The organism is Variovorax sp. GW821-FHT09B05 (assembly GCF_059418265.1).
Genome location: NZ_JBWKPN010000017.1, coordinates 17999 through 35474 on the forward strand (window position 1 = coordinate 17999; position 17476 = coordinate 35474).

Consider the following 17476-nt stretch of genomic DNA (forward strand, 5'->3'; position numbering starts at 1 on the left):
GTCGATCAGCTCGGCCGCCGCGTCAGCGCCAGCAGGCAGCCGAAGCCGATCATCATGCTGCCGCTCACGCGGTTGAACCAGCGCATCGCGCGGCTGCCGCCGGCCAGCCGGCGCATGCGCGCGCCGAGCAGCGCATAGAGCGCGATCGCCACCACCTCGAAGACCAGGAAGGTCAGGCCCAGCAGCAGGTAGCTCGAGGCATAGGCGCCCGGCACCACGAACTGCGGGAAGAAGGCGGTGAACACCAGGATCGCCTTCGGGTTGCCCGCGGCGACGGTGAACTCCTGCCGCACCAGCACGCGCATCGGCGGCGGGCCCGCGAGCTCGCGCGCCTGCTGCGCCAGTTCGGGCGCGGGCGCGCGCAGCAGCCGGATGCCGATCCACACGAGGTAGGCGGCGCCGATCCACTTGACGATGTCGAAGGCCAGTTCGGACGCGACCAGCACCGCGCCCATGCCCAGGCCGGCGATCGCGATCATCAGCGCGAAGGCGACCAGGCGGCCGGCCGCGGCGGTCACGGCCTGCGCGATGCCGTAGCGCGCGCCGTTGCTCACCGAGAGCAGGTTGTTGGGGCCGAACGCCATGTTGATGGCGAAGCAGGCCGGCAGGAACAGCAGGTAGGCGGACAGGGTCATGGCGTCTGCGGTGAGGGCGGGGAAGCGACCATTATCCGCAGCGCCGCGGACCGCCCGGCTTCAGCCGAGCGCCTGGCGCCGGAAATCGCTCGGGCTCAGGCCCGTGTGGGCGCGGAACACGCGGCTGAAGTGCGAGAGGTTCACGAAACCGGCCGCGAGCGCGATGGCGGTCACGGGCTCGGCCGCGCGCGCCGGGTCGCGCAGCGCGCGGATGCTGGCGGCCAGCCGCTGCTGCTGGATGTAGCCCGCGAGCGTGTCCTCGCCGTCGGCGAAGGCGCCGTGCAGCAGCCGCTTGCTGCAGCGCAGCGCCTGCGCGATGCCCTCGACCGACAGGGCCGGGTCGTGCAGGTTCTGCGCCACGTGGTGGCGGATGCGGTCGGCCAGCGCCTCGCGCTGGGTCTGCTGCGTGTGTTGGCCGGCCAGCTCCATCAGCGACAGCCGCACCAGCTGGATCAGCAGCTCGCCCGCGCCGCGCGCGGCCGCCTCGCTCATCGAGGGCAGCTCCTGGTAGGTGCTGCGCATGGTCTCGAGCGCCACGCGCGAGATGCCGTTGGTGCCGCCGACGCGCCGCGCCACCAGCTGCGCGAGCGGCAGCGAGGGCAGGGCCAGCTGTTCCTTGGGCAGCATCACGATCAGGTGGTCGCTGCGCTCGGGGTTGGCCACCGTGTAGTCGAGCGTGGTGTCGTAGAGCGTCCAGCCGCCCGAGCGCACCGCCGCCGCGCGGCCCTTCTGCACCACCTCGGCCGAGCCTTGCCAGGGCGCCACGATCTTCAGGTAGGCCGCGTCGCTCAGACGCGCCATTTGCGCGGTGCGCAGCACCCGGTGGCGGTTGGCCTCGAGCCGCGTGAGGATCACGTCGCCCGCGCGCGAGGCCGCCAGGTGGCCGTCGAACGGCACCTCGTCGCCGTAGAGGTCGGAGCCCAGGCCGCCGAAGTGGCGGTACACCCACTCGCACCACGCCGGGCCACGCTCGCGCGGCGGCACTTCGTCGGTCGACAGCAACTGCGATGCGGTCATGGCGCGGCGGGAGGCGTTGGGGGTGGATGGGGCGCCCATTGTGGGCCGCGCGGGCGCCGCCTCGCCTTGCGGGTTAACCACTAGCCGGCTGCACGCTGGGACAAGCGCTTTGTGCACCGCGGGCACAGCGTCCGCGCGGTGCCGTTCCTACGATGCCGGCAGGGCCCGCACCGGGCGCCGCATGACCCGAACATCGAAGGAGACCGCCGTGTTCCACACCCCTCGCCGCCGCTGGATCCAGGGCGCCGCCGCGCTCGGTGCCGCCGCCATGGCGCCGCGCCTGTTCGCCCAGCAGGGCGCGCCGGTGCGCATCGGCTATGCCATCGCCCGCACCGGTCCCTGGGCCGCGGGCGCGCAGGTGAGCCAGGAGCCCAACTACCTGCTGTGGGCCGAGCAGGTCAACGCGGCCGGCGGCCTCGCGGTGAAGGGCGGCGCGAAGCGTCCGATCGAGCTGATCGGCTACGACGACCGCAGCGAGACCGAGACCTGCGTGCGCACCTTCGAGAAGCTCATGGGCAGCGACAAGGTCGACCTGGTGCTGCCGCCCTGGGGCTCCGGCGCCAACTTCGCGGTCGCGCCGCTGGCCAACCGCCTCGGCTATCCGCTGCTCGCGCCCACCGCGCTGTCGCGCAAGCTCATCGACATGCGGCTGCCGTACTTCTTCTCGCTGCTGCAGCAGCCCGACAAGATGATGGGCGCGCTGGTCGACCTGCTGGTGGCCCAGGGCGCGAAGACCGTGGCCATCGTCTACATGGACGACCTGTTCGGCCTCGAGAACTTCGCGGCGCTCAACAACGCGCTCAAGAAGACGCAGATCCAGGTGGTGGAGCGCAAGAGCTATCCGCTCGGCGTGAAGGACCTGGCGCCGGTGCTGCGCGGCATCAAGGACCTGAATCCCGACGCCTTCATCGGCATCACCTATCCGCCCGACACCATCCTCGCGAGCCGCCAGGCGCGCGAGGTGGGCTTCAACCCGAAGTTCTTCTATGCCTCGGTCGGCACCGCCTTCCAGCTCTACAAGAACGTGATGGCCGCCAACACCGAGGGCGTGATCGGCATGGGCTCGTGGAACGGCAAGACCAGCCCCGGCGCCAAGGTCTACTTCGACGCCCACACGAAGAAGTTCGGCAAGGAGCCCGACCGCTGGGCCAGCGGCCATGCCTGGGCCGGCCTCGAGATCCTGCAGCAGGCCGTGGCCAGCGTGGGGCTGGACCGCAAGGCGCTGCGCGAGCACATCGCGAAGACCGAGTTCGGGACCATCCTCGGGCCGATCCGCTTCGAGGGCAGCGAGAACGCCTCGGTGCCCGGCACCGTCGCGCAATGGCAGGGCGGCGAGTTCGAGGTCGTGTGGCCGAAGGACCGCGCCACCGCGCAGCTGGCGCCCAAGCCGGCCTGGAAGTAGCCGCATGTCCTTCGGAGGATGGGCCGAGCTGCTGGCCGGCGGATTGATCTCGGGCGGCATCTACGCGCTGGTGGCCATCGGCCTGAACCTGCAGTACGGGCTGATGCGCATCATGAACATCTCGCACGGCGAGTTCCTGATGCTCGGCGCCTTCCTGACCTGGTGGGCCCACACCGCGCTGGGCATCTCGCCGCTCTTGTTCGTGCCGGTGGCCTTCGCGCTGCTGATGGCGCTGGGCATGGCGGTGCACTGGCTGTGCTTTCGCCAGGTGGCGGCGCGCGCGCCCAGCGTCGAGGTGTTCGAGGCGCGCAGCCTGATGGTGGGCTTCGGCCTGATGTTCCTGGTGCAGAACACCGCGCTGCTGGTGTGGGGCGGCGACCTGCGCGGCTACGACTACCTGGCCGAGCCGGTGCAGCTCGGGGAGATGCGCTTCACGGCCAACAAGCTGGTGCTGTTCGGCGTGGCGCTCGCGCTGAGCCTGGTGCTGGTGGCGCTGCTCAAGCGCACCCTGCTGGGCAAGGCGGTGCGCGCGCTGATGCAGTCGCCCACCGGCGCGCAACTGGTCGGCATCAACACCCGGCGGCTGCACCCGCTGATGTTCGGCATCGGCCTGGGCCTCTCGGGCGTGGCCGGCGCGCTGCTGTCGATGACCTACGAGATCTCGCCCTCGATGGGCGAGCCCTACACCGTGACCGCGCTGATCGTCATCACGCTCGGCGGCTTCGGCAGCATCGCCGGCAGCCTGGTCGGCGGCCTGCTGCTGGGCGTGGTCGAGGCGCTGGGCATGTACTTCACCAGCCCCTCGCTCAAGATGCTGCTGTCGTACGCCGTGTTCATCGGCGTGCTGATCTGGCGGCCCAACGGATTGTTCTCGCGATGAGTTCCCTGTCCTCTTCTTCCGCGCGGCCGTGGCTGCTGCTCGGCGCGGCCGCCACGCTCGCCGCCTGCGTACCCTGGATCGCCAGCGAGTTCCTGAGCTCGGTGGCGCTGGGCTGCCTGATGTACATCGCGCTGGCCACGAGCTGGTCGCTGTTCTGCGGCGCCACGCGCTACCTGTCGCTCGCCACCTCGGCCTTCTTCGGCCTCGGCGCCTATGCCAGCGCCGTGCTGCTCGACGTGCTGCCCTGGCCGCTGGTGATCCTCGGCGGCGCCGCCATCGCGAGCGCGGTCGCGCTGCTGATGGGCGCGGCCGTGCTGCACCTGCGCGGCACCTACTTCGCGGTGCTGACCTTCGGCATGACCGAGCTGATCCGGCATGCGCTGACCTTCGTCGAGAAGCAGGTCTCGGGCACCGTGGGCCGGGTGCTGACCGAGGTGCCGTCCAACGAAACCGTCTACCTCACGGTGCTCGCGATCGCCTTGCTCGCGATCGCCACCGCGATGGCCGTGAAGCGCAGCCGCTTCGGCCTCGCGCTCGCGGGCATCGGCGCCGACGAGCAGCGTGCCCAGACCCTGGGCGTGGACACCCGGCGCGTGAAGATCGCCGGCTTCGCGCTCACCGCGGCCTTCGCGGGCGCGGTCGGCGCGGCGATGGCGGTGCGCTGGACCTACATCGAGCCGGCCGCCGTCTTCAGCCCCTTCATCGGCTTCCAGACCGTGCTGATCGCGATGATCGGCGGCGCCGCCAGCATCGGCGGGCCGGTGCTCGCGGCCGTGGTGTTCAGCGTGCTGTCCGAGACCCTGCGGCTGCAGCTGCCCTACGGCTACATGATGGTGCTGGGGCTGCTGCTGATCCTGTGCGTGATGTACCTGCCCGAGGGGCTGGCGTCGCTGTGGCGGCGCAAGGCGAAGGGAGCGCGCCATGTCTGAGGCCGCGCGACCCCTGCTGCTCGAGGCGCGCGAGGTCAGCGTGCGCTTCGGCGGCCTCACCGCCGTCGACGCGGTCAGCGTCGCGCTGCATGCCGGCGAGCTGGTCGGCATCATCGGCCCCAACGGCGCGGGCAAGACCACCTTCTTCAACGCCATCTCGGGCGTGGTGATGCCCACCGGCGGCCAGCTGCTGGTGGAGGGCGGCATCGACCTCACGCGCCGCGGCCCGCACCGCTTCGCCGCGCACGGCATCGCGCGCACCTTCCAGACGCCGCGCGTGATGGCGGGCATGAGCCTCGAAGACAACGTGCGCTTCGGCATGCAGTTCGCGGGCCGCCACCGCGCGCCGCTGCCGGGCCTCGCGAGCGTGGGGGAGATCCTCGACATGCTGGGCCTGGGCGCGTTCGCCGACCGGCTCGCGGCCGAGGTCACGCCCTCGCAGCAGCGGCTGCTCGAGATCGGCATGGCGCTCGGCACGCGGCCGCGCGTGCTGCTGCTCGACGAGGTCGCGGCCGGGCTCACCGAGGCCGAGGTCGAGGCCATGGCGCAGCGCATCCGCCGGCTGCGCGACGCGCACGGCCTCACCGTGGTGTGGATCGAGCATGCGGTGACCACCCTGCTGAAGTACGTCGAGCGCGTGCTGGTGCTGCACCAGGGCCGCAAGATCGCCGACGGCACGCCCGCCGAGGTGGTGCGCAACGCGGAGGTGATCGAGGCCTACCTGGGCGACGAGATGGAGGCCACGGCATGAGCGTTGCATCGAACGACGGCAGCCGCCTTGCCGTGCGCGGCCTGCGCGCGGGCTACCACGGCTTCGAGGTGGTGCAGGGGCTCGATCTCGAGGCCCAGCCCGGCGTGACCGTGGTGCTGGGCCCCAACGGCGCCGGCAAGACCACGCTGCTGAAGGCGCTGGCCGGCCTGCTGCCGCGCCGCGGCGAGGCGCTGCTCGACGGCGTGGCGCTGCCCGCGGGCGACGCCACCGCCTGCGTGCGCCGCGGCATGGCGCTGGTGGCCGAGGGCCGCCAGCTGTTCGCGCAGATGACGGTGACCGAGAACCTCGAGCTCGGCGGCTGGCTGGTGCCGGCCGCGCTGCGCGCCGAGCGGCTGGCACGTGCCTTCGACGACTTCCCGCGGCTGCGCGAACGCGCGAAGCAGCTGGCCGGCACCATGAGCGGTGGCGAGCAGCAGATGGTGGCGGTGGCGCGCGCCATGATGAGCGGGCCGCGCCTGCTGATGCTCGACGAGCCCTCGCTGGGCCTCGCGCCGCGCATGGTCGACGAGTTGCTGGCCATCGTGCGCCGTATCGCCGACCAGGGCGTGACCGTGCTGATGGTCGAGCAGAACGTGCGCAAGGCGCTGCAGGCCGCCGATCGCGGCTACGTGCTCGAGCGCGGCCGCATCGTGGCCGCGGGCGAGGCCCGCGCACTGCTCGATTCCGACGCGGTGCGCCAGGCCTACCTCGGCGTCGCCTGAACCTTCTTTCTTCCAGCCAAGGACTTCCCCATGACCGACATCCTCATGCGCATCGGCGGCGAACGCCGTCCGGCCGAAGGCGGCGCCGTCTTCGAGCGCCGCAACCCGCTCGATGGCGCCGTCGCCACGCGCGCCCCCGCCGCCACCGCGCGCGATGCCGTCGCCGCGGTCGAGGCCGCGCAACGAGCGTTCGGCGCCTGGTCGCAGACCGGCCCCGGCGAGCGCCGCGCGCTGCTGCTGAAGGCCGCGCAGGCGATCGAGGCGCGCCACGACGACTTCGTGCGGGCGATGGCGCGCGAGACCGGCGCCTCGGCGCTGTGGGCCGGCTTCAACGTTCACCTCGCGGCCGGGCTGCTGACCGAGGCGGCCGCGCTCACCACCCAGATCGGCGGCGAGGTGATTCCCTCCGACGTGCCCGGCAGCCTCGCGCTGGGCGTGCGCCAGGCGGCCGGCGTGGTGCTCGGCATCGCGCCGTGGAACGCGCCCGTGATCCTCGGCCTGCGCGCGCTCGCCACGCCGCTGGCCTGCGGCAACACCGTGGTGTTCAAGGGCTCGGAGCTGTGCCCGCAGACCCATGCGCTGATCGTCGATGCGCTGCACGACGCCGGCCTGCCGCCGGGCACGGTGAACTTCGTGACCAACGCGCCGGCCGACGCGGCCGAGGTGGTCGAGGCGATCGTCGCGCACCCGGCGGTGCGGCGCGTCAACTTCACCGGCTCCACGCGCGTGGGCCGGCTGATCGCGCAGACCTGCGCGCGCCACCTCAAGCCCGCCGTGCTCGAGCTCGGCGGCAAGGCGCCCTTCGTGGTGCTCGACGATGCCGACATCGACGCCGCGGTCGATGCCGCCGTGTTCGGCGCCTTCGCCAACTCGGGCCAGATCTGCATGTCGACCGAGCGCATCGTGCTCGACGCGCGCATCGCCGACGAGTTCGTTTCCAGGTTCGCGGCGCGCGCGAAGAGCCTGCCGCTGGGCGACCCGCGCGAGGGCCCGGTGGTGCTGGGCTCGGTGGTCGACATGGCGACCGTGGAGCGCTGCAACGCGCTGATCGACGATGCGCTGGCCCAGGGCGCGGTGCTGGTGTGCGGCGGCCGCGCCGAAAACACGCTGATGCCGGCCACCGTGCTCGACCGCGTGACGCCCGCGATGCGCGTCTACGGCGAGGAGACCTTCGGTCCGCTCAAGGCCATCGTGCGCGTGGCCGATACCGAGGCCGCGATCGCCACCGCCAACGACAACGCCTTCGGCCTCTCGTCGGCCGTGTTCGGCCGCGACATCGCGCGCGCCTGGAACGTGGCGCGCCGCATCGAGGCCGGCATCTGCCACGTCAACGGGCCCACGGTGCACGACGAGGCGCAGATGCCCTTCGGCGGCGTGAAGGCCTCGGGCTACGGCCGCTTCGGCGGCAAGGCCGGCGTGGAGGCCTTCACCGAGCTGCGCTGGCTCACGGTGCAGACCACGCCGCGGCACTACCCGTTCTGAAGCACCGCGCCGGCTTCAGCCGAAAGTGAAGGCATAGGCCTGCGCGCCGGGGTCGAGGAACTCGATCTCGAACAGCCGCTCGCGCGCGCCCTGCTGCTGGCGCACCAGCTGGTAGAGCCGCTGCGCGTCGACCGTGCCCTGTCCTCGCGCGTCGGTGTCGAAGCCGTGGTCGGCCAGGGGCGGCTGGCCGTCGATGCGCACGCGGAAGCGCACCGGCTTGCCGTCGGCCGCGGGGCCGAGCACCAGGTGAAGGTCGCGCGCCTGGAAGCGATAGGCGATGCGCCCGCCCGGGCGCGCGAGCACCGCGCGCTCGGCATCGACCGCCCAGTCGCCCGCCAGCGCCCACTGGTTGATGCGCAGCGCGGCCGGCACCTGGTAGGCATGGGTGCGGCCCGCGACCAGCCCGCCCGGCGAGGCGAAGCCCTCGGCGCGTTCCTGGCCGATGTAGGTCTCGCCCGAGCGCACGGGCTCGGGGCCGGGCGCGGCCTGCGTGCCCAGGCCCTGTGGCGCGACCAGCCCCGCGGCCACGCGCGACGGCCCGGCCTCGGCCAGCAGTTGCTGGATCACCTGCTCGGACTTCGCGTACTGGCCCTCGCCGAACAGCTGGTGGCGGATGCGCCCCTGCGCGTCGACGAAGTAGAAGGCCGGCCAGGCCTGGTTGCCGAAGGCGCGCCAGATCGCGTAGTCGCTGTCGACCGCGACCGGGAAGCCGATCTCGAGGTCCTTCACCGCGCGGCGCACGTTGGCCGGGCGCTTCTCGAAGGCGAATTCGGGCGTGTGCACGCCCACCACCACGAGGCCGGCGTCCTTGTACTTCTCGGCCCAGGCGCGCAGGTAGGGCAGGGTGCGCAGGCAGTTGATGCAGGAGTAGGTCCAGAAGTCGACCAGCACCACCTTGCCGCGCAGCGCCTCGGGCGTGAGCGGCGGCGAGTTGATCCATTCGGTGGCGCCGGCCAGCGCGGGGAACGGGCCCTGGTCGCGCAGGGCGCGCGGCGTGAAGGCGGGTGCGGGTGCTTCGGCGCTGACCCGCATCAGGCCGCCGCGGTCCTCGCGCGCGGACTGCGGCACGGCGGGCTTCGGCGGGCCGAGGCGGTCGAGCAGCGCTTGTTCGAGCGCGTTGGTGCCGCCGCCCGAGAGCCGGCTCAGCAGGCCGGTGTCCAGCCCGAGCGCGATCGCGCCCACGCCCGCGAGCACCGCGGCGCCGGCCGCGCGGCGCAGCCATTCGCCGGTGCGCAGCGAGGCCTTCATGCGTGCGAACACGCGGTTGCCGAACAGCAGCGCGCCGGCCAGCGAGGTGCAGGCGCCGGCCGCGTAGGCCAGCAGCAGCAGCGAGGTGCCGGCGCTGGCGCCATTGAGCGCGGCGCCGGTCAGGATCAGGCCCAGGATCGGGCCCGCGCAGGGCGCCCACAACAGGCCCGTGCCCACGCCCAGCAGCAGCGGCGTGAACACCGAGCCGCCGGTGGGCGCATCGGCCAGCCGCAGCCCGAGCGCCACCAGCGGCCGGCTCAGCCGGTCGGCCAGCGCGGGCAGCAGCAGCGTGAGGCCGAACAGCGCGAGCAGCGCGATCGCCGCGTAGCGCCCCCACTCGTTGAGCGCCACCACCCAGCCGCCGCCCACGGCCGCGAGGGTGGCGACGGCCGCGAAGGCCAGCGCCATGCCCGCGAGCATCGGCAGGCCGTGCGAGCGGAACGGGCGGTCGGCGCGCGCGAACACGAAGGGCAGCACCGGCAGGATGCAGGGGCTCAGGATGGTGAGCACCCCGCCGAGGTAGGCAACGATGAGAACGAGCATGGTGGCGCTCCTGGTTGGGTCGTGGATGAATCGATGGGAAGGGGCGTGCGCATCCCGCGCGGCCTCGCGTCGCGGGGCCGCCGTCGGGTGTCGCTGGGGTGGTTCGTGTGCGCTCAGTCGCCCGGCGCGGGGCGCGTGCCCAGCAGCAGGCTGGCCTCGAGCCCGCCCTCGGGCCGGTTGGCCAGCCGCAGCTGCGCGCCCATCGCGGTCGCGAGCTGCTGCGCGATCGCGAGGCCCAGGCCGGTGCCGCCGGTGTCGCGGTTGCGCGAGCTCTCGACGCGGTAGAAGGGCTTGAGCACCGCGTCGAGTTCGTCGGCCGGGATGCCCGGGCCGTTGTCGACCACCGCGATGCGCAGCTGGCCGCCGGCGGCCTCAGGCTGCACGCGCACGCTGACCTCGGTGCCGAACTTGAGCGCGTTGTCGATCAGGTTGGCGAGGATGCGGCGCAATGCGTTGGGCCGGGTCACGATCGGCGTGCCGGCGCGGCCCTCGAGCCGCACCGGCTGGCCGGCGTCCTCGTAGTCGGCCAGCATGCTCTGCACCAGCGCATCGGCATCCACGCGCAGCGGCGGCTCGGTCGCGCCGTGCAGCGTGCGCGCATAGGTCACGCCCTCGCGCACCAGCGACTTCATCGCGTCGAGGTCCTGGCGGAACTTGTCGCGGTCGGGCGTGGCGTCCATCAGCTCGGTGCGCAGCCGCATGCGCGTGATCGGCGTCTGCAGGTCGTGCGAGATCGCGGCCAGGATCTCGACGCGCTCCGACATGTAGCCCGAGATGCGCTGCTGCATCGCATTGAAGGCGCGCGCGGCATGGGCCACCTCGCTCGGGCCGTGCTCGTCGAGCGGCCGGCCCTTGAGGTCGGGACCGAGCTCGTCGGCCGCGCTCGCCAGCTGCGCCAGCGGCCGCGTGACCAGCCGCACCGCGGCCCAGGCGCACAGCGCCAGCACCAGCAGCTGGATCGCCATGCCCCACATCAGCCAGGGCGACATCGGCATGTCGACCCGGCGCGCATGCACGATCAGCGCCGAGCCGTCGTGCAGCCGCACCTGGATCTCCAGGCCGCCGGCGGGGTTGCCGACCTCGCCGATCTTCACGATCTCGAACGGGCGCATGGCCTCCATGATGGCCTCGCCGAACTGGCGCAGCGAGGCCGAGGCCGGCGTGCCGCCGCCGGCCTCGCCGCCGAGCGTGAAGTGGTAGTTGCGCCGCTCCAGCCGCGCGAGCCAGTCCGCGCGCTCGCCGGCCGGCAGGCGGTCGAGCAGTGCCACCGAGCTCGCGATGTCGCGCTCGATGCCGATCATCATCAGCTCGCGCATCGCGAGGCCGCGCTCGTAGTCGATCGCGCCGAAGGTCAGGGCCTGCGCGATCGCGAGGCCGACCACGATGATCAGCGTGACGCGCGCGAACAGCGAGCGCGGGACCAGCCGGCGCAGCCCGCGGCGGACGGGGGCGGCCTGGCTGGCGGCGGGGCTGGCGGGGGTGGACATGGACGCCTTTATAGACGGGTGGAGGAAGGCGCCGGCGTCGACCGGCGCGCCGCGGCTCAGACCAGGCGCAGCGTCACGTCGATGTTGCCGCGCGTGGCCTTCGAGTACGGGCAGGTCTGGTGCGCCGCGTCGACCAGGCCCTGGGCCACCTCGCGGTCCAGGCCCGGGATGCTCACGTCGAGCCGGGCCTGCAGGAAGTAGCCGCCCGTGCCGCTGCCGAGATCGACCTCGGCGTTCACGCTCAGGTCGGCCGGCAGCGCGATCTTCTGCTTCGCGGCGGCCAGGCCCATCGCGCCGATGAAGCAGGCCGACCAGCCGGCCGCGAACAGCTGCTCGGGATTGGTGCCCTGGCCGGCGGAGCCGGGCGAGGACAGCTGGATGTCGAGCCGGCCGTCGCTGCTGCGCGCGCTGCCGTCGCGGCCGCCGGAGGTGGTGTGGGTCTTGCCGGTGTAGAGGACCTTGTCGATCTGGCTCATGGTGGTTCCTTGGATGGATGAAGAAGGGGTTGTTCGTCGAACGGAACGGATTCTTGGGCCGCGGCCACCCCCGCGGCGCGCCTTGCGTATGCCTGTGTATCCGCGCGAAAAACGCACACAGTACGTTTCACGTCCCCGGGCGCAGCCAGCCCCGAATGCAACGGCATGTGGCGCCGCGCCGCGCCCGATACTTGGACATACAAAAGCCGCTGGCGCGCGCCGGCCGGCGGCTACATTGCGCTGCACGACAACCCAGAGACCGCGCCATGAACACCAGGCCCTCCGACCACATCCTCATCGTCGACGACGACCGGGAGATCCGCGAACTGCTGAGCACCTACCTGGTGAAGAACGGCCTGCGCGTGGTGGCGGTGCCGACCGGGCGCCACATGCGCGCGGCGCTCGAGGACTCGGGGCCCTTCGACCTGATCATCCTCGACCTGATGCTGCCGGGCGAGGACGGCCTGACCCTGTGCCGCGACCTGCGCACCGGCAAGTACAAGGCCACGCCGATCCTGATGCTGACCGCGCGCAGCGAGGAGGCCGACCGCATCCTGGGCCTGGAGATGGGCGCCGACGACTACCTGGCCAAGCCCTTCTCGGCGCGCGAGCTGCTCGCGCGCATCCGCTCGGTGATGCGCCGCACCCGCATGCTGCCGCCCAACATGGGCGCGACCGAGGCCGCGCGCAAGCTGGTGTTCGGCGAATGGCAGGTCGATACCGTCGAGCGCCACCTGCTCGACGAGAGCGGCACCATGGTCGCGCTCAGCGGCGCCGAGTACCGGCTGCTGCGCGTGTTCCTCGACCATCCGCAGAAGGTGCTGAGCCGGGACCAGCTGCTGAGCCTGACCCAGGGCCGCGAGGCCGAGCTGTTCGAGCGCTCGATCGACCTGCTGGTGAGCCGGCTGCGCCAGCGCCTGCGCGACGATGCGCGCGAGCCGCGCTACCTGAAGACGGTGCGCAGCGAGGGCTATGTGCTGGCCGCGGCGGTCGAGGCGCGCGACTAGGCGTTTTTTCGCTTCGAAGGACCCGCCGCCGAGCGGGTCGAGATGCATTGGCAGTTCGTCGGCTGGCGGACTTCGTGCGCGAAGCCGCCCGCGAGGAACAGCAGGGCGAACCAGAGCTTCTTCATGTCAGGACGCCGGTGCGGGTTCGGCCAGCAGTGCCTGGATCTTCTTCTCGGTCGTGCCGTAGCTGCCCTCGCCGAAGTGCGAATAGACGATGCGGCCCTGCTTGTCGATCAGGTAGACGGCCGGCCAGTACTGGTTGCGGAAGGCCTTCCAGGTGCCATAGCTGTTGTCCTGCGCGACCGCGTGGCGGATCTGCAGGCGCTGGATCGCGTCCTTCACGTTCTGCGTCGACTTCTCGTAGGCGAACTCGGGCGTGTGCACGCCGACCACGACCAGCCCCTGGTCCTTGTACTTCGCGTCCCAGTCCTTGACGTAGGGCAGGTGGTTGAGGCAGTTGATGCAGGTGTAGGTCCAGAAGTCGACCAGCACCACCTTGCCGCGCAGCGCCGCCATGTCCAGCGGCGGCGAGTTGAGCCAGGTGTCGATGTGGGTGAAGGCCGGCGCGGGCGCGGCCTGCGCGGCGGGGATGTCGCCGCCGCCGGGCGGCGCGGCGAGGGTGACGAAAGCCACCGAGGCGGCGATGGCGGCGGCGATGGCGAGCGGTGCGGCGGGGATGCGCATGGCGGTTCCTTCGGGTGAGAAAGAGGCGGTAGAAGAATCGATGCGACGATTCTTCGATGCCCGCCACCGCTGCCGCGCGCGCTGCGTATGCCTGTGTATCCGTGGGGCGCAAGCCGCACAGTACGTTGCACGCTGCTAGCTGTTGAGCGTGAACCCCGTCTGCTTCACCACCGCCTGCCAGCGCGCGATCTCGTCGTTCAGGTGCTTCGCGAAGGCCTGGCTGCCGCGCGGCATCGGGTCGATGAAGGCATCGGCCAGCCGGGCCTTGACCTCGGGCAGGTCGAGCACCTTGGCGAGCGCGGCGTTCAGGCGCTGCTGCACGTCGGCGGGCGTCTTCGCGGGCACCATGAGGCCGTACCAGACGCTGCCGACGATGCCGGGCGCGCTCTCGGAGAAGGTCTGCACCTGCGGCAGCTTGGGATCGCGCGCCGTGCTCGCGATGGCGAGCACCTTGAGCCGCTTGGCCTCGATGTGCGGCATGCAGGCCGGCACCGAGTTGATCACCATCGGCACCTGGCCGCCGATGGCATCGGTCAGCGCGAGCGCGCCGCCCTTGTAGGGCACGTGCACCAGCTCCATCCCGGTCTTGAGCTTGAGCAGCTCGTAGAGCAGGTGCGGCGCCGAGCCCTGGCCCGGCGTGCCGACGCCGTACTGGCGCACCTGCTCGCGCGGCAGCGCCAGCAGCTCCTTGAGCGAGTTGGCGGGGAACGACGGATGCGCCACCAGCAGCTGGGGCGAGGAGCCGATCAGCGTGAGCGGCGCGAAGTCCTTGATCGAATCGAAGGGCAGCCGCGGCTGCACCGCCGCGTTGGTGGCGTGCGCGGCATCGGCGATCAGCAACGTGTAGCCGTCGGCCGCGCTCTTGGCCACGGCGTCGGTGCCGATCATGGCGGAGGCGCCGGCCTTGTTGTCGACGATGACGTTCCAGCCGCTGGACTCGGTGAGCTTCTGCGCGACCAGGCGCCCGACCACGTCGGAGCCGCCACCGGGCGCATAGGGCACGACCAAGCGGATCGGGCGGCTCGGGTAGTCATTGGCGAAGGCGGGGCGGCCGAGCGACAGGGCCGCGGCCGAGAGGGTGGTGGCGACGAAATCGCGGCGGGACAGGGTGGGCATGGTGGATCTCCTGGAAGGGGGCGGCTCAGCGGAGCAGGGTGTCGGCGGCGCGGCGGAAGCCGGCGATGGCGGCGTCGACGGCGGCGGTGTCGATGTGGCGGTGCGTCACGAGGCGCAGCCGGTGGCTGCCCCAGGCGCGCACCAGCACGCCGTGCTCGCGCAGTGCGCGGGTCCAGGCCTCGCTGTCGGGGCCGTGCGCGGGCAGGTCGGCGAGCACGATGTTGGTGGCGGGCGTGTTGGTGCGCAGCGCGCCGGGCCGGACGGCGCCCAGGCCCTCGGCCAGCCGGCGCGCCTGGCGGTGGTCGTCGGCGAGCCGGCCCGCCATGGTCTCGATGGCCTCGAGCCCGGCCGCCGCGACCACGCCGACCTGGCGCTGCGTGCCGCCGAGCATCTTGCGCAGCCGGCGCGCGCGTTCGATCGTCGCCGCGGTGCCGACCAGCACCGCGCCGGCCGGTGCGCTCAGGCCCTTCGAGAGGCAGACGGCCACGCTGTCGGCGCAGCCCGCGATGGCGGCGGGCGCCACGTCGAGCGCGACCGCCGCGTTAAACAGCCGCGCGCCGTCGAGGTGCACGCGCGCGCCCGCGCCCCGCGCGGCCTCCATCACCGCGCGCATGTGCTCGAGCGGTGGCACGGCGCCGCCCGCGTTCGCGTGCGAGGTCTCCATGCCGACGAGCTCGGTGCGCAGGCCGCCGGGGCGGCGCAGCGTGCGTTCCAGCTCGTCGAGGTCCATCGCGCCGGCCGTGCCCGCGATGCCGAGGTAGGCCAGGCCCGCGAGCGTGGCGCCGCCGCGCTCGGTCAGGAACATGTGGGCCGTGGCCTCGAGCAGCACCTGGCCCTGGCGCTCGGTCTGCGCGAGCACGGCCAGCAGGTTGCCCATGGTGGCCGTGGGCACGTAGAGGCCGGCCTCCTTGTCGAGCGTGCGCGCCACCAGCGCCTCGAGTTCGCGCGCGGTCGGGTCGCCGTCGAGGCCATCGTCGCCCAGTGGCGCGCTGCGCATGCGCTCGTACATCGCGGGCGTGGGCCGCGTCACGGTGTCGCTGCGCAGGTCCACGCCGGGAGGATCGGAGGGTGCGTTCGCGTCGGTGCCAGTCATGGCGGCGAGTATTCGCGCGCCGCGCGGATACGCAAAATTCCTTGTAGAGGGTGCGTCATACAATTTTGATATGACGACCCGCCGCATGACGCTCAAGCACATCGAGGCCTTCCGCATCGTCATGCAGACGGGCTCGATGACCGAGGCCGCGCGCCGGCTCCACACCTCGCAGCCCCAGGTCAGCCGGCTGGTGTCGCAGCTCGAGGCCATCGTCGGCTTCCTGCTGTTCGAGCGCCGCGGCACGCGCCTCCTGCCCTCGCTCGACGGCAAGCGTTTCTTCCAGGACGTGGAGAAGGCCTTCGTCGGGCTCGAGGGCCTGGAGGGCGCGGCCTCGAACATCCGCTCCTTCGGCGGCGACCGGCTCGCGGTGGCCGCCATGCCGCGGATCGCGGGCGGGCTGCTGAGCAAGGCCGTCGCGCAGTTCAAGGCCGAGCATCCCGAGACCCTGCTCACCATCCACTCGGGCGCCGCCGCCACCGTCAACACCTGGGTCAGCTCGGGCCTGTGCGAGCTCGGGCTGGCGATCCTCTACGGCGACGACGTGCCGGGCATGCAGGTCCAGACCCTGCTGACCATGGACTGCGTGGCCGTGCTGCCGATCGGGCACCGGCTCGCGAAGCGCAAGCAGGTCGCGGCGGCCGACCTCGAGGGCGAGGCCTTCGTCTCGTTCCCGCTCGGCAGCGCGCCGCGCGAACGCATCGACCGCGTGCTGGCGGCCGCCGGCGCCCGCACGCGCACGGTGCTGGAGTCGGACCTCGGTGCCTCGGTCTGCGCACTGGTCGCCGCGGGCCTGGGCGTCAGCGTGCTCAATCCGCTGGCGGCGCTCGAGGAGCGGCGCAACCTCGAGCTCGCGGTGCGCGCCTTCGTGCCCGCGATCCCGGTGCGGCTCGCGCTGCTGCTGCCACCCGATGCGCCGGATTCCCGGCTGGTGAGCGCCTTCGCGGACCAGGTGCGCGCGGTGATCGCGTCGGACCTCGAGGTGATCCGACCGTACCGGCGCTGAGGCGGCCGGCTACACCAGCTCGGCGTTGGCCGAGATGCGCTGGATCGCCTGCGGCGGCTGCCCGAAGGCGCGCAGGAACGCCTGCCGCATGCGCTCGCGGTCGCCGAACCCGGTTTCGCGAGCGATCACCTCGATCGGGTGGCGGCTGGTTTCCATCATCAGCCGCGCGGCCTCCACGCGCAGCCGCTCGATCGCCTTGGCCGGCGGCTGCCCGGTCTCCTCGCGGAACACGCGGCTGAACTGGCGCGGGCTCAGGTGCGCCGCGTTGGCCAGCACCTCCACCGACAGGTCGGCGGCGAGGTTCTCCCTGGCATAGGCCAGGGCCGTCTGCACGCGATCGGACTTGGCATCGAGCTCGAGCAGGGTCGAGAACTGCGACTGGCCGCCGCCCCGGCGCTGGTAGATGACCAGCTTGCGCGCGATCGTCAGCGCCAGCTTGCGGCCGAGGTCCTTCTCGATCACCGCGAGCGCGAGATCGAGGCCCGCGCTCATGCCGGCCGAGGTCCACACCGGCCCGTCGATGACGAAAATCCGGTCCTCCTCCATCTGCACGCGCGGGTAGCGCTCCCTGAAGGCGCGCGCATGCAGCCAATGGGTGGTCGCCTTCCGGCCGTCGAGCAGCCCGGCCTCGGCCAGCACGAAGGCGCCGGTGCAGATCGAGGCCATGCGGCGCGAGCGCGCGGCCGAGGCCCGGACCCGCTCGATCAGGCTGCGCGGCGGCAGGCGGCATTCGTTGTCGCCCGCCACGATCAGGGTGTCGAACACGCGTTCGCCCCAGGGCTCGGTCTGCACCGCGAAGCCCTGCGACGAGGCCACCGCGCCGCCGGGTTCGGACACCACGGCGAAGTCATAGGCGGCCGAGCCGTGCATCAGGTTGGCGTATTCGAAGGCCGTGGCCACGGCCAGGGCCAGGGACTGGAAGCCGGGGTAGACGAGCAATCCGACGCTGTGCATTTCGCGCTCCTCGAGTGACCTGAAACCTTGCATGTCGTGCAAGCGCG

18 protein-coding genes are annotated in these 17476 nt (G+C 72.2%); 8 read left to right on the forward strand and 10 right to left on the reverse strand.

All coding sequences use genetic code 11. The annotated features are described in order from the left end of the window. Positions 1-5: 5 nt before the first annotated feature. Positions 6-635, reverse strand: coding sequence for a LysE family translocator (locus AC07RM_RS32925; RefSeq protein WP_208509744.1), 630 nt, complete (start codon positions 633-635; stop codon positions 6-8). A gap of 60 nt (positions 636-695) precedes the next feature. Beyond that, positions 696-1652, reverse strand: a complete 957-nt coding sequence (locus AC07RM_RS32930) for an AraC-like ligand-binding domain-containing protein (protein ID WP_495337148.1) — start codon at positions 1650-1652, stop codon at positions 696-698. A gap of 268 nt (positions 1653-1920) precedes the next feature. Here AC07RM_RS32930 and AC07RM_RS32935 point away from each other — a divergent pair, with 268 nt between their 5' ends. From AC07RM_RS32935 to AC07RM_RS32960, 6 genes are read left to right on the forward strand one after another with little or no spacing between them, the layout of a single operon-like run. Then, positions 1921-3054 carry an amino acid ABC transporter substrate-binding protein gene (locus AC07RM_RS32935; protein WP_495337254.1) on the forward strand — a complete coding sequence of 378 codons (1134 nt, stop codon included), beginning with the start codon at positions 1921-1923 and terminating at the stop codon, positions 3052-3054. Positions 3055-3058: 4 nt separating this feature from the next. Next, positions 3059-3934, forward strand: a complete 876-nt coding sequence (locus AC07RM_RS32940; protein ID WP_208509742.1) for a branched-chain amino acid ABC transporter permease — start codon at positions 3059-3061, stop codon at positions 3932-3934. Next, positions 3931-4863, forward strand: coding sequence for a branched-chain amino acid ABC transporter permease (locus AC07RM_RS32945; RefSeq protein WP_495337149.1), 933 nt, complete (start codon positions 3931-3933; stop codon positions 4861-4863). The genes AC07RM_RS32940 and AC07RM_RS32945 overlap by 4 nt, the downstream gene beginning before the upstream one ends. Further along, the gene (locus tag AC07RM_RS32950; protein ID WP_495337150.1) at positions 4856-5614 is read left to right on the forward strand and encodes an ABC transporter ATP-binding protein; all 759 of its coding nucleotides are present in this window, start codon (positions 4856-4858) and stop codon (positions 5612-5614) included. The genes AC07RM_RS32945 and AC07RM_RS32950 overlap by 8 nt, the downstream gene beginning before the upstream one ends. Next, a complete protein-coding gene (locus tag AC07RM_RS32955; protein WP_495337151.1) occupies positions 5611-6336 on the forward strand; it encodes an ABC transporter ATP-binding protein in 726 nt (241 codons plus the stop codon). The genes AC07RM_RS32950 and AC07RM_RS32955 overlap by 4 nt, the downstream gene beginning before the upstream one ends. Positions 6337-6366: 30 nt before the next feature. After that, entirely contained in the window at positions 6367-7818 is a 1452-nt protein-coding gene (locus AC07RM_RS32960; protein ID WP_495337152.1) for an aldehyde dehydrogenase, read from the forward strand. Positions 7819-7833: 15 nt separating this feature from the next. Here the strand turns inward: AC07RM_RS32960 and AC07RM_RS32965 are convergent, their stop codons facing one another. The 3 genes from AC07RM_RS32965 to AC07RM_RS32975 all read right to left on the reverse strand — a co-directional run bounded on the left by AC07RM_RS32965 (position 7834) and on the right by AC07RM_RS32975 (position 11572). After that, positions 7834-9609, reverse strand: a complete 1776-nt coding sequence (locus AC07RM_RS32965) for a cytochrome c biogenesis protein DipZ (RefSeq protein WP_495337153.1) — start codon at positions 9607-9609, stop codon at positions 7834-7836. 113 nt (positions 9610-9722) lie between these two features. Then, entirely contained in the window at positions 9723-11096 is a 1374-nt protein-coding gene (locus AC07RM_RS32970) for an ATP-binding protein (protein ID WP_495337154.1), read from the reverse strand. A 56-nt stretch (positions 11097-11152) separates the two neighbouring features. Beyond that, the gene (locus AC07RM_RS32975) at positions 11153-11572 is read right to left on the reverse strand and encodes an organic hydroperoxide resistance protein (protein ID WP_261212908.1); all 420 of its coding nucleotides are present in this window, start codon (positions 11570-11572) and stop codon (positions 11153-11155) included. Positions 11573-11838: 266 nt separating this feature from the next. Between AC07RM_RS32975 and AC07RM_RS32980 the strand changes: the two genes are divergently transcribed. After that, the gene (locus AC07RM_RS32980; protein ID WP_495337155.1) at positions 11839-12579 is read left to right on the forward strand and encodes a response regulator; all 741 of its coding nucleotides are present in this window, start codon (positions 11839-11841) and stop codon (positions 12577-12579) included. Here the strand turns inward: AC07RM_RS32980 and AC07RM_RS32985 are convergent. The 4 genes from AC07RM_RS32985 to AC07RM_RS33000 all read right to left on the reverse strand — a co-directional run bounded on the left by AC07RM_RS32985 (position 12576) and on the right by AC07RM_RS33000 (position 15472). Continuing rightward, positions 12576-12704, reverse strand: coding sequence for a hypothetical protein (locus AC07RM_RS32985; protein ID WP_495337156.1), 129 nt, complete (start codon positions 12702-12704; stop codon positions 12576-12578). The two genes, AC07RM_RS32980 and AC07RM_RS32985, sit on opposite strands and share 4 nt — an antisense overlap. 1 nt (position 12705) lies before the next feature. Further along, positions 12706-13263 carry a thioredoxin family protein gene (locus tag AC07RM_RS32990; RefSeq protein ID WP_493210615.1) on the reverse strand — a complete coding sequence of 186 codons (558 nt, stop codon included), beginning with the start codon at positions 13261-13263 and terminating at the stop codon, positions 12706-12708. A 135-nt stretch (positions 13264-13398) separates the two neighbouring features. Next, positions 13399-14379 (reverse strand): tripartite tricarboxylate transporter substrate binding protein, encoded by a 981-nt coding sequence (locus tag AC07RM_RS32995; protein ID WP_495337157.1) that lies wholly within the window; start codon positions 14377-14379, stop codon positions 13399-13401. A 25-nt stretch (positions 14380-14404) separates the two neighbouring features. Then, positions 14405-15472, reverse strand: coding sequence for a GntG family PLP-dependent aldolase (locus AC07RM_RS33000; protein WP_495337158.1), 1068 nt, complete (start codon positions 15470-15472; stop codon positions 14405-14407). Positions 15473-15542: 70 nt separating this feature from the next. Here AC07RM_RS33000 and AC07RM_RS33005 point away from each other — a divergent pair, with 70 nt between their 5' ends. Beyond that, on the forward strand, positions 15543-16475 hold the full coding sequence (locus AC07RM_RS33005; RefSeq protein ID WP_261212917.1) for a LysR substrate-binding domain-containing protein: 933 nt from the start codon (positions 15543-15545) through the stop codon (positions 16473-16475). Positions 16476-16484: 9 nt separating this feature from the next. On the opposite strand, the gene AC07RM_RS33010 is transcribed toward AC07RM_RS33005, so the two are convergent. Continuing rightward, entirely contained in the window at positions 16485-17429 is a 945-nt protein-coding gene (locus tag AC07RM_RS33010; protein WP_495337159.1) for a GlxA family transcriptional regulator, read from the reverse strand. Positions 17430-17476 lie beyond the last annotated feature (47 nt).

What these genes read in the sequence shown, in the direction of transcription:
- AC07RM_RS32925 (WP_208509744.1), bottom strand. Translation starts at nt 635, where the DNA reads ATGACCCTGTCCGCCTACCTGCTGTTCCTGCCGGCCTGCTTCGCCATC.
- AC07RM_RS32930 (WP_495337148.1), bottom strand. Translation starts at nt 1,652, where the DNA reads ATGACCGCATCGCAGTTGCTGTCGACCGACGAAGTGCCGCCGCGCGAG.
- AC07RM_RS32935 (WP_495337254.1), top strand. Translation starts at nt 1,921, where the DNA reads ATGGCGCCGCGCCTGTTCGCCCAGCAGGGCGCGCCGGTGCGCATCGGC.
- AC07RM_RS32940 (WP_208509742.1), top strand. Translation starts at nt 3,059, where the DNA reads ATGTCCTTCGGAGGATGGGCCGAGCTGCTGGCCGGCGGATTGATCTCG.
- AC07RM_RS32945 (WP_495337149.1), top strand. Translation starts at nt 3,931, where the DNA reads ATGAGTTCCCTGTCCTCTTCTTCCGCGCGGCCGTGGCTGCTGCTCGGC.
- AC07RM_RS32950 (WP_495337150.1), top strand. Translation starts at nt 4,856, where the DNA reads ATGTCTGAGGCCGCGCGACCCCTGCTGCTCGAGGCGCGCGAGGTCAGC.
- AC07RM_RS32955 (WP_495337151.1), top strand. Translation starts at nt 5,611, where the DNA reads ATGAGCGTTGCATCGAACGACGGCAGCCGCCTTGCCGTGCGCGGCCTG.
- AC07RM_RS32960 (WP_495337152.1), top strand. Translation starts at nt 6,367, where the DNA reads ATGACCGACATCCTCATGCGCATCGGCGGCGAACGCCGTCCGGCCGAA.
- AC07RM_RS32965 (WP_495337153.1), bottom strand. Translation starts at nt 9,609, where the DNA reads ATGCTCGTTCTCATCGTTGCCTACCTCGGCGGGGTGCTCACCATCCTG.
- AC07RM_RS32970 (WP_495337154.1), bottom strand. Translation starts at nt 11,096, where the DNA reads ATGTCCACCCCCGCCAGCCCCGCCGCCAGCCAGGCCGCCCCCGTCCGC.
- AC07RM_RS32975 (WP_261212908.1), bottom strand. Translation starts at nt 11,572, where the DNA reads ATGAGCCAGATCGACAAGGTCCTCTACACCGGCAAGACCCACACCACC.
- AC07RM_RS32980 (WP_495337155.1), top strand. Translation starts at nt 11,839, where the DNA reads ATGAACACCAGGCCCTCCGACCACATCCTCATCGTCGACGACGACCGG.
- AC07RM_RS32985 (WP_495337156.1), bottom strand. Translation starts at nt 12,704, where the DNA reads ATGAAGAAGCTCTGGTTCGCCCTGCTGTTCCTCGCGGGCGGCTTCGCG.
- AC07RM_RS32990 (WP_493210615.1), bottom strand. Translation starts at nt 13,263, where the DNA reads ATGCGCATCCCCGCCGCACCGCTCGCCATCGCCGCCGCCATCGCCGCC.
- AC07RM_RS32995 (WP_495337157.1), bottom strand. Translation starts at nt 14,379, where the DNA reads ATGCCCACCCTGTCCCGCCGCGATTTCGTCGCCACCACCCTCTCGGCC.
- AC07RM_RS33000 (WP_495337158.1), bottom strand. Translation starts at nt 15,472, where the DNA reads ATGACTGGCACCGACGCGAACGCACCCTCCGATCCTCCCGGCGTGGAC.
- AC07RM_RS33005 (WP_261212917.1), top strand. Translation starts at nt 15,543, where the DNA reads ATGACGACCCGCCGCATGACGCTCAAGCACATCGAGGCCTTCCGCATC.
- AC07RM_RS33010 (WP_495337159.1), bottom strand. Translation starts at nt 17,429, where the DNA reads ATGCACAGCGTCGGATTGCTCGTCTACCCCGGCTTCCAGTCCCTGGCC.